The following is a 9730-nucleotide window of genomic DNA, read 5'->3' as shown; positions in this document are numbered from 1 at the left end:
CGGGCAACCCGCTCTTCCGCGTCCGGTACGCCCACGCCCGCAGCCGCGCCCTGACCAGGAACGCGGCGGACCTCGGGTTCACCCGCACCCCCGGTGACCCGTCCGGCCACGACGACCTCGTGGCCGTTCTCGCCGACCACCCGCGCGTCCTCGCCGCGGCCGCCCGGCACCGCGCCCCCGACCGTCTCGCCCGCCACCTCGTCGACGTCGCCGACGCCCTGCTCCCGCTGGCCGGCGCCGTGCTGCCGCAGGGCGAGGAGAAACCCTCGGCCGCCCACCGCGCCCGGCTCGCGCTCGCCGAAGCCACCGGGACGGTGCTCGCAGGCGGCCTGACCCTGCTCGGCATCGACGCCCCGGACCATCTGTAAAGAAGAGAGCGCACCGCAGCCATGAGCCGTTCCGCACACCCCGCAGGCCCCCGCCACGCCGACGTCCTGCCCGAGGGTCACTACGCCGCGCCGCCGGCCGACCTGAACGTCCTCGACCCGAAGGTCTGGTCGCAGACCGTCACGCGCGCCGCCGACGGCGCCGTCAGCGTCGGCGGCATCGAAGTGGCCCGGCTCGCCGAGGAGTTCGGCACCCCCGCGTACTTCCTCGACGAGGCCGACTTCCGGGCCCGGTGCGCCGCGTGGCGCGACGCCTTCGGCCCGGACGCGGACGTGTTCTACGCGGGCAAGGCGTTCCTGTCCCGGGCCGTCGTGCGCTGGCTGCACGAGGAGGGGCTCAATCTGGACGTCTGCTCGGGCGGTGAGCTGAGCACCGCGCTCTCCGCGGGCATGCCCGCCGAGCGCATCGCCTTCCACGGCAACAACAAGACGGAGGAGGAGATCGAGCGCGCCGTCGAAGCCGGTGTCGGGCGCATCGTTCTCGACTCCTTCCAGGAGATCGTGCGCGTCGCCCACATCGCCGACCGGCTCGGCAAGCGGCAGCGCGTGCAGATCCGCGTGACCGTGGGCGTCGAGGCCCACACCCACGAGTTCATCGCCACCGCGCACGAGGACCAGAAGTTCGGCATCGCGCTCGCGGGCGGGCAGGCCGCCGAGGCCGTGCGCCGGGCGCTGAAGCTGGACGGCCTGGAGCTCATCGGCATCCACTCGCACATCGGGTCGCAGATCTTCGACATGGCCGGCTTCGAGGTCGCCGCCCGCCGCGTCGTCGGCCTGCTCGCCGAGATCCGCGACGAGCACGGCGTCGAGCTGCCCGAGATCGACCTCGGCGGCGGCCTCGGCATCGCGTACACCAGCGACGACGACCCGCGCGAGCCGCACGAGATCGCCAAGGCGCTCAACGAGATCGTGACGCGCGAGTGCGAGGCCGCCTCCTTGAGAACCCCTCGCATCTCGGTCGAGCCGGGCCGCGCCATCGTCGGCCCGACCGCCTTCACGCTGTACACCGTCGGCACCGTCAAGCCACTCGACGGCCTGCGGACCTACGTCTCCGTCGACGGCGGCATGTCCGACAACATTCGCACCGCGCTCTACGACGCCGAGTACACCGTCGCCCTCGTCTCGCGCCGCTCCGACGCCGAGCCCGCGCTGGTCCGGGTCGTCGGCAAGCACTGTGAGAGTGGCGACATCGTGGTCAAGGACGCGTTCCTGCCGGCCGACGTCGCACCGGGCGACCTGATCGCCGTCCCGGCCACCGGCGCGTACTGCCGCTCCATGGCCAGCAACTACAACCACGCACTTCGCCCGCCCGTCGTCGCCGTGCGCGACGGTGCGGCCCGGGTGATCGTCCGGCGTGAGACGGAGGAAGATCTCCTGCGTCTCGACGTCGGATAAATGAAATATCCGTCTCACGATCCGGACCAGGGGCGGAAACCCCGGTCCGGTGGGTGAGACTGGTTCCACCGTAGAGAACCGTCGACATCCGTCGAGACACGTCGACGTTCGAGAAGCAGTAGAGGAAACGAGGTCGGATGATGCGTACGCGTCCGCTGAAGGTGGCGCTGCTGGGCTGTGGGGTCGTCGGCTCAGAGGTGGCGCGCATCATGACGACGCACGCCGATGACCTCGCCGCCCGGATCGGCGCTCCCGTGGAGCTCGCGGGTGTCGCCGTCCGGCGTCCCTCGAAGGTGCGCGAGGGCATCGACCCCGCGCTCGTCACCACCGACGCCACCGCGCTCGTCAAACGCGGCGACATCGACGTGGTCGTCGAAGTCATCGGAGGGATCGAGCCCGCGCGCTCCCTCATCACCACCGCCTTCGAGCACGGCGCCTCCGTCGTCTCGGCCAACAAGGCGCTGCTCGCCCAGGACGGCGAGGCCCTGCACGCCGCGGCCCTCGACCACGACGCCGACCTGTACTACGAAGCCGCCGTGGCCGGTGCGATCCCGCTGATCCGGCCGCTGCGCGAGTCGCTCGCCGGCGACAAGGTCAACCGCGTCCTGGGGATCGTGAACGGCACCACGAACTTCATCCTCGACAAGATGGACTCGACCGGCGCCGGCTACCAGGAGGCCCTCGACGAGGCCACCGCCCTGGGGTACGCGGAAGCCGACCCGACCGCCGACGTCGAGGGCTTCGACGCCGCCGCCAAGGCCGCCATCCTCGCCGGGATCGCCTTCCACACCCGGGTCCGGCTCGACGACGTGTACCGCGAGGGCATGACCGAGGTGACCGCCGCCGACTTCGCGTCCGCGAAGGAGATGGGCTGCACCATCAAGCTGCTCGCCATCTGTGAGCGGGCCGCCGACGGCGGTTCCGTCACCGCCCGCGTGCACCCCGCGATGATCCCGCTCGACCACCCGCTCGCCTCCGTGCGCGGCGCGTACAACGCCGTGTTCGTCGAGGCCGAGGCCGCGGGCCAGTTGATGTTCTACGGGCCCGGTGCCGGCGGTTCGCCGACCGCGTCCGCCGTACTCGGCGACCTCGTCGCCGTCTGCCGCAACCGCCTCAACGGCGCGACGGGACCCGGCGACTCCGCGTACACGCAGCTGCCCGTCTCCCCGATGGGCGACGTCGTGACGCGGTACCACATCAGCCTCGACGTGGCCGACAAGCCGGGTGTCCTCGCCCAGGTAGCGACGGTCTTCGCCGAGCACGGGGTCTCCATCGACACCGTGCGGCAGTCGGGGAAGGACGGCGAGGCCTCCCTCGTCGTCGTCACCCACCGCGCGGCGGACGCGGCCCTCACCGGGACCGTGGACGCGCTGCGTCAGCTCGACACCGTGCGCGGTGTCGCCAGCATCATGCGTGTTGAAGGGGAGTAGCAGGGATGACCGGAATGACCCACCAGTGGCGCGGCATCATCGAGGAGTACCGGGACCGGCTCCCGGTGACCGACACCACGCCGGTCGTGACGCTGCGCGAGGGCGGCACGCCGCTCGTGCCCGCGCAGGTGCTCTCCGAGCGCACGGGCTGTGAGGTCCACCTGAAGGTCGAGGGCGCCAACCCCACCGGCTCCTTCAAGGACCGCGGCATGACCATGGCCATCACCAAGGCCAAGGAGGAGGGCGCGCAGGCCGTCATCTGCGCCTCCACCGGCAACACGTCGGCGTCCGCCGCGGCCTACGCGGTGCGCGCCGGAATGGTCTGCGCGGTGCTCGTGCCGCGCGGCAAGATCGCGCTCGGCAAGATGGGCCAGGCGCTGGTCTACGGCTCGAAGATCCTCCAGGTCGACGGCAACTTCGACGACTGCCTGAATCTGGCCCGCGCCCTCTCCGAGAACTACCCGGTGGCGCTGGTCAACTCCGTCAACCCGTTCCGCATCGAGGGCCAGAAGACCGGCTCGTTCGAGATCGTGGACGCGCTCGGCGACGCCCCCGACATCCACGTCCTGCCGGTCGGCAACGCCGGAAACATCACGGCCTACTGGAAGGGCTACAAGGAGTACGCGGCCGACGGAGTGTCGTCGCGCACGCCGCGCATGTGGGGCTTCCAGGCTTCCGGTTCCGCGCCGATCGTGCGCGGCGAGGTCGTCAAGGACCCGTCGACCATCGCGACCGCAATCCGCATCGGGAACCCGGCGTCGTGGGACTACGCGCTCGCCGCGCGCGACGAGTCCGGCGGCTTCATCGACGAGGTGACGGACCGTGAGATCCTGCGCGCCTACAAGCTGTTGGCGTCCCAGGAGGGCGTCTTCGTCGAGCCCGCGTCCGCCGCGTCCGTCGCCGGTCTGCTGAAGGCCGCCGAGCAGGGCAAGGTCGACCGGGGCCAGAAGATCGTCTGCACCGTCACGGGCAACGGTCTGAAGGACCCCGACTGGGCCGTCGCCGGCGCTCCGCAGCCGGTCACCGTGCCGGTCGACGCGGCCGCCGCGGCCGAGCGCCTCGGCCTCGCCTGACGGTCCTGCGCAGCCGCTGATACGCCGTCAACTGGACGTATCCGCACAGGGGGTGCACAGGGGGCTTACGACACGCATCGTGCGCCTCCTGTGCGCCCTATGTCGCCACAGAACCTTCCTTCGATAGGCTGTACCGAACCCGCCCACCGCATATGCCGTGGTGCCGCCGCCATTGCGTTCTTCGCGGCCCGGGTGTCGTCCTACGCAGCACAAGACATCGGAAGTCTCGGAAGTTTTCGAAACATCCCGCAGCTCAAGGAGAGTCATCGAGCGATGGCCGGTCCCGCGTTCCGCGCCGCCGCCGTCAGGGTGCGCGTCCCCGCCACCAGCGCCAACCTCGGCCCGGGCTTCGACAGCCTCGGCCTGTCGCTGGGGCTCTACGACGACGTGGTCGTCAGGGTCGCCGACTCCGGGCTGAACATCGACATCGCAGGTGAGGGCTCCGAGACCCTGCCGCGCGACGAGTCGCACCTCCTCGTACGGTCCCTGCGCACGGCCTTCGACCTGCTCGGCGGGCAGCCGCGCGGCCTCGAGATCGTCTGCGCCAACCGGATTCCGCACGGCCGCGGCCTCGGCTCCTCCTCCGCCGCCATCGTCGCGGCGGTCGTCGCCGCGCGGGCCGTGACCATAGGCGGTGACGCCCGGCTCGACGACACGGCGCTGCTGGAGCTCGCCACCGAGATCGAGGGCCACCCCGACAACGTGGCCCCCTGCCTGCTCGGCGGCTTCACCATCGCCTGGATGGAGGCCGGCGCGGGGCGGGCGATCCGCCTCGACGCGGCCGATTCCATCGTTCCGGTGGTTTTCGTACCGGGGAAGCCGGTCCTCACCGAGATGGCACGAGGACTGCTGCCGCGCACCGTCCCCCATGTGGACGCCGCGGCCAACGCGGGCCGGGCGGCCCTGCTCGTCGAGGCGCTGACCAGGCGCCCCGAGCTGCTGCTGCCGGCCACCGAGGACCGTCTCCACCAGGAGTACCGGGCTCCGGCGATGCCGGAGAGTGCCGCACTGGTGGAGCGGCTGCGGGCCGACGGGGTGCCCGCGATGATCTCCGGGGCGGGGCCGACGGTCATCGCCCTGGTGGAGGACGGCGCGGCCGACAAGGTCGCCCGGCTGGCCGGCGAGGGGTGGGCGGCCAACCGTCTGGCCCTCGACGTCGACGGAGCGAGCGTGCTGCCGCTGGGCTCCTCCGGCATCTGATCAAAAGCGTCGGTTGCCGGATTTCGAGAAGGGGGAATGTTTGTTGGATCCGGTAGTGTTAACCTCAAGTCTGCACCCGACCCCACCATGGCGAGGTGCTGTGTGTCCCCGTCCGGGACAACCATTCTTCCGGGAGCCTCCCCAGCAAATCTGCGCAGTGTCCTTGCACGTCGGGACGCGGCTCTGATTGCTGTCGTGCATGCTCCGGAACCGGCGTGATCGAGCCGCGTGACACAGAAATTCAGTGCACCCGCGGAATCGCGAATCGCCGTCACCAATGAATTCTCCCGCCTCATCGGCGGACAACCGCCCCGGCACGGTCCTTACAGGCAGGACCACCGCCGGACAGCACAACCGGTCGCCGAGCCAGACAGGCCGACGTCCGCTCCAGGGAAGGACCCTTCGTGAGCGACACCACCGATCTGATGGGCGTGACTGCCGACAGCTCTGCTGCCGCGCCCGCCGCGTCCTCTGCGGACGCCTCTGCCGCGCCCGCCTCCGGTGCTTCGGGCTCCCGGCGGCGCCGCGGTACCGGCCTTGACGGCATGGTGCTGGCCGAGCTGCAGCAGGTCGCATCGGGCCTCGGCATCAGGGGCACCGCGCGGATGCGCAAGAGCCAGCTGATCGAGGTCATCAAGGAGGCGCAGGCGGGCGGCGGCGCCCCCGCGAAGAGCGCTGACGCCGCCGAGGCGAAGCCGAAGCGCCGGGCCACCTCGAAGGCCCGTACCGGCGACGAGCCCGCGGCCGACGCCGCGCCCGCGAAGACCGCCGCCAAGGCGGACAAGGCCGAGACCGCCGACGCCAAGGCGAAGAAGGCCACCGCCCAGCAGCAGATCGACATCCCGGGCCAGGGCGCCGGGGACGAGCAGCCGGCCGGCGAGCGCCGTCGGCGCCGTGCCACCGCCGAGGCGGGCAGCCCGGAGACCGTCGCCGCCGAGGCCGGCTCCGTGAAGACGGAGCAGAAGCAGGACAACCAGGCGGAGAACAAGGGCGACGGTCAGGACGGCGGCAACGAGGGCCGTCGTGAGCGCCGTGACCGCCGTGACCGTGGTGGCCGCGACCGCGACCGCCGCGGCGGCAAGGGCGACGACCAGGGCCAGGGCAACAAGGACCAGGGCGGCCGTCAGGACCGGCAGCAGCAGGGTGGCGGCCGTCAGGACCGCGACCGCGACCGCAACAACGGCCCGCAGGACGACGACGACTTCGAGGGTGGCCGCCGTGGCCGCCGGGGCCGTTACCGCGACCGCCGTGGGCGTCGCGGGCGTGACGAGGGCTTCGGCAACGAGCCGCAGGTCTCCGAGGACGACGTCCTGATCCCCGTCGCGGGCATCCTCGACATCCTCGACAACTACGCCTTCATCCGTACGTCGGGCTACCTGCCGGGTCCCAACGACGTCTACGTCTCCCTCGCCCAGGTCCGCAAGAACGGCCTGCGCAAGGGTGACCACGTCACCGGTGCGGTCCGTCAGCCGAAGGAAGGCGAGCGCCGCGAGAAGTTCAACGCGCTCGTCCGCCTCGACTCGGCGAACGGCATGGCGGCCGAATCCGGCCGCGGGCGACCGGAGTTCAACAAGCTGACGCCCCTGTACCCGCAGGACCGCCTCCGCCTGGAGACGGACCCGGGCGTGCTGACCACCCGCATCATCGACCTCGTGTCGCCGATCGGTAAGGGCCAGCGCGGTCTGATCGTGGCCCCGCCGAAGACCGGCAAGACCATGATCATGCAGGCGATCGCCAACGCGATCACGCACAACAACCCCGAGTGCCACCTGATGGTCGTCCTGGTCGACGAGCGTCCGGAAGAGGTCACCGACATGCAGCGGTCGGTCAAGGGCGAGGTCATCTCCTCGACCTTCGACCGCCCGGCCGAGGACCACACGACGGTCGCCGAGCTCGCCATCGAGCGCGCCAAGCGTCTCGTCGAGCTCGGTCACGACGTCGTCGTGCTGCTCGACTCCATCACGCGTCTGGGCCGTGCCTACAACCTGGCGGCGCCGGCCTCCGGCCGCATCCTGTCCGGTGGTGTCGACTCGACCGCCCTGTACCCGCCGAAGCGCTTCTTCGGTGCGGCCCGCAACATCGAGGACGGCGGCTCGCTGACCATCCTCGCCACCGCGCTGGTGGACACCGGGTCCCGCATGGACGAGGTGATCTTCGAGGAGTTCAAGGGCACCGGCAACATGGAGCTCAAGCTCGACCGGAAGCTCGCCGACAAGCGCATCTTCCCGGCGGTGGACGTCGACGCGTCCGGTACCCGCAAGGAAGAGATCCTGCTCGGCAGCGACGAGCTCGCGATCACCTGGAAGCTGCGTCGCGTGCTGCACGCGCTCGACCAGCAGCAGGCGATCGAGCTGCTGCTCGACAAGATGAAGCAGACGAAGTCCAACGCGGAGTTCCTGCTGCAGATCCAGAAGACGACGCCGGCGCCGGGCAACGGCAACGACTGACGTCCGTACTTCACGAGCTGAGCCCCGTCGCACCCGCGGCGGGGCTCAGCCCTTTTCGCGGCCCCGGAGACCTTCACCACATGCATAAGAATCCGGGGCGGCTGTGAAGCATGCGGCACATGTGCATGAAAGTGCAGGTCAGATGGGCTGGGGACTTTGGTCCCGTTACGTTGCGTGAGGGTGGGTACTCGCTGGGGACACAGTTCGCTGTGCAACCCTTCTTCCCGGTTCGCCGTCACACGGGGTGAAGAGCAAAGCGGGCCACACCGAAGCAGGGCAGACAAACCAGCGAGGAGCACATGCCGGACCGTGACAGCACCCCCGGGCGCCGGCGCGCCAAGGGCCGCCGCCGCAAGCCACGCAGCGGACGCGGCAAGGCGCTGCGCATCGTGGCGTGGAGCGCCGCGGGCGTGGTCGTCCTCGGCGGCACCGGGCTCGGGTACGTCTACTTCAAGCTCAACGGCAACATCAAGAGCGTGGACATCAACGCGGCCCTGGGCACGGACCGCCCCGAGAACGTCGACAACGGCTCGCAGGACATCCTCGTGCTCGGCTCCGACAGCCGCGCCGGTGACAACAAGACGGTCGGCGGCGGCCAGGACGAGGGCTCGGCCCGCTCGGACACCGCGATGGTCGTCCACATCTACAAGGGCCACAAGAAGGCCAGCATCGTCTCCATACCCCGGGACACGCTGATAGACCGGCCGTCCTGCACGAGCAAGGACGGCACCGAGTACCCGGCCGCGCACGACGTCATGTTCAACTCGGCCTACTCCACCGGCGGCGCGGCCTGCGCGGTCAAGACCGTCGAGTCCCTCAGCGGCATCCGCATGGACCACTACGTCGAGGTCGACTTCAGCGGCTTCCAGGAGCTGATCGACGACCTCGGCGGCGTCGAGGTCACCACCAGCAAGGCGATCGACGACCCCGACAGCCATCTGAAGCTCGACGCCGGCACCCACCAGCTCGACGGCGAGCAGGCCCTCGGCCTCGTCCGCACCCGGCACGGCGTCGGCGACGGCAGCGACCTGGGCCGCATCCAGCTCCAGCAGGCGTTCATGAAGGCCCTGATGGACCAGATCAAGCACGTCGGCGTCTTCGCCAACCCGAAGAAGCTGTACGACCTCGCGGACACCGCCACCAAGTCCGTGACCACGGACTCCGAGCTGGCGTCGGTGAAGGACCTGACCTCGTTCGCGAACGGGCTCAAGGGCATCGGTTCCAACGACATGAACATGGTCACGCTGCCGGTCCAGTACGACCCGGCCGACGCCAACCGCGTCCTTGTCGACGAGACCAAGTCCGACCAGGTCTGGAAGGCCCTCAAGGCCGACCGGGCGGTGCCGAAGGCCGCCACCGAGGACACCGCGACCGGCACGGCCGACGGCGTGGTCCAGTAGCCGGGAATAGTTCCGGCCGTACCCCGGTTTGGGGAGATGCGGCCAGTCCTGGCAGACTGGTACGTCGGCTCCGGTTCACGCTCCCGCAATCCGCGTCTGCGACCCGGCGCCCTCCCGAACCTAGGAGACACCTTGAAGCGCGACATCCACCCCGAGTACGTCGAGACGCAGGTCAGCTGCACCTGTGGCGCGTCGTTCACCACCCGTAGCACCATCTCGTCCGGCACCGTCCGTGCCGAGGTCTGCTCCGAGTGCCACCCGTTCTACACGGGCAAGCAGAAGATCCTCGACACCGGTGGCCGCGTGGCCCGCTTCGAGGCCCGCTTCGGCAAGGCTGCCGCTGCCAAGAAGTAGCGAGGCTCCAGCGCCGGTCTCCGGTGCCCCTTTCGCGGGGGCACC

At 70.4% G+C, this 9730-nt stretch carries 8 protein-coding genes; all 8 read left to right on the top strand.

Annotated features, from left to right (window positions below; all coding sequences use genetic code 11):
• Positions 1-368 (top strand): DALR anticodon-binding domain-containing protein (locus M4J07_RS27410; RefSeq protein ID WP_255975799.1); only part of this gene is annotated, 368 nt, incomplete at its 5' end.
• Positions 369-389: 21 nt separating this feature from the next.
• On the top strand, positions 390-1781 hold the full coding sequence (lysA, locus tag M4J07_RS27405; RefSeq protein ID WP_255975797.1) for a diaminopimelate decarboxylase: 1392 nt from the start codon (positions 390-392) through the stop codon (positions 1779-1781).
• Positions 1782-1918: 137 nt separating this feature from the next.
• Positions 1919-3211, top strand: a complete 1293-nt coding sequence (locus M4J07_RS27400; protein WP_255975795.1) for a homoserine dehydrogenase — start codon at positions 1919-1921, stop codon at positions 3209-3211.
• 14 nt (positions 3212-3225) lie between these two features.
• Positions 3226-4284 (top strand): threonine synthase, encoded by a 1059-nt coding sequence (gene thrC / locus M4J07_RS27395; protein ID WP_255975803.1) that lies wholly within the window; start codon positions 3226-3228, stop codon positions 4282-4284.
• 273 nt (positions 4285-4557) lie between these two features.
• Positions 4558-5484 (top strand): homoserine kinase, encoded by a 927-nt coding sequence (gene thrB, locus M4J07_RS27390; RefSeq protein ID WP_255975793.1) that lies wholly within the window; start codon positions 4558-4560, stop codon positions 5482-5484.
• Positions 5485-5888: 404 nt separating this feature from the next.
• Positions 5889-7931, top strand: a complete 2043-nt coding sequence (gene rho / locus M4J07_RS27385) for a transcription termination factor Rho (protein ID WP_255975791.1) — start codon at positions 5889-5891, stop codon at positions 7929-7931.
• Positions 7932-8230: 299 nt separating this feature from the next.
• Positions 8231-9331: an LCP family protein gene (locus M4J07_RS27380; protein ID WP_255975789.1), complete on the top strand. Its 1101-nt coding sequence runs from the start codon at positions 8231-8233 to the stop codon at positions 9329-9331.
• Between the two features lie 132 nt (positions 9332-9463).
• Positions 9464-9685: a 50S ribosomal protein L31 gene (gene rpmE / locus M4J07_RS27375; RefSeq protein WP_010984345.1), complete on the top strand. Its 222-nt coding sequence runs from the start codon at positions 9464-9466 to the stop codon at positions 9683-9685.
• Positions 9686-9730: the final 45 nt, after the last annotated feature.

The sequence above is a fragment of the Streptomyces longispororuber genome (assembly GCF_024448165.1).
Lineage (GTDB): Bacteria > Actinomycetota > Actinomycetes > Streptomycetales > Streptomycetaceae > Streptomyces > Streptomyces longispororuber_A.
The sequence above is the reverse complement of the archived record's forward strand: the minus strand, read 5'-3'. Positions and strand labels throughout refer to the sequence as shown.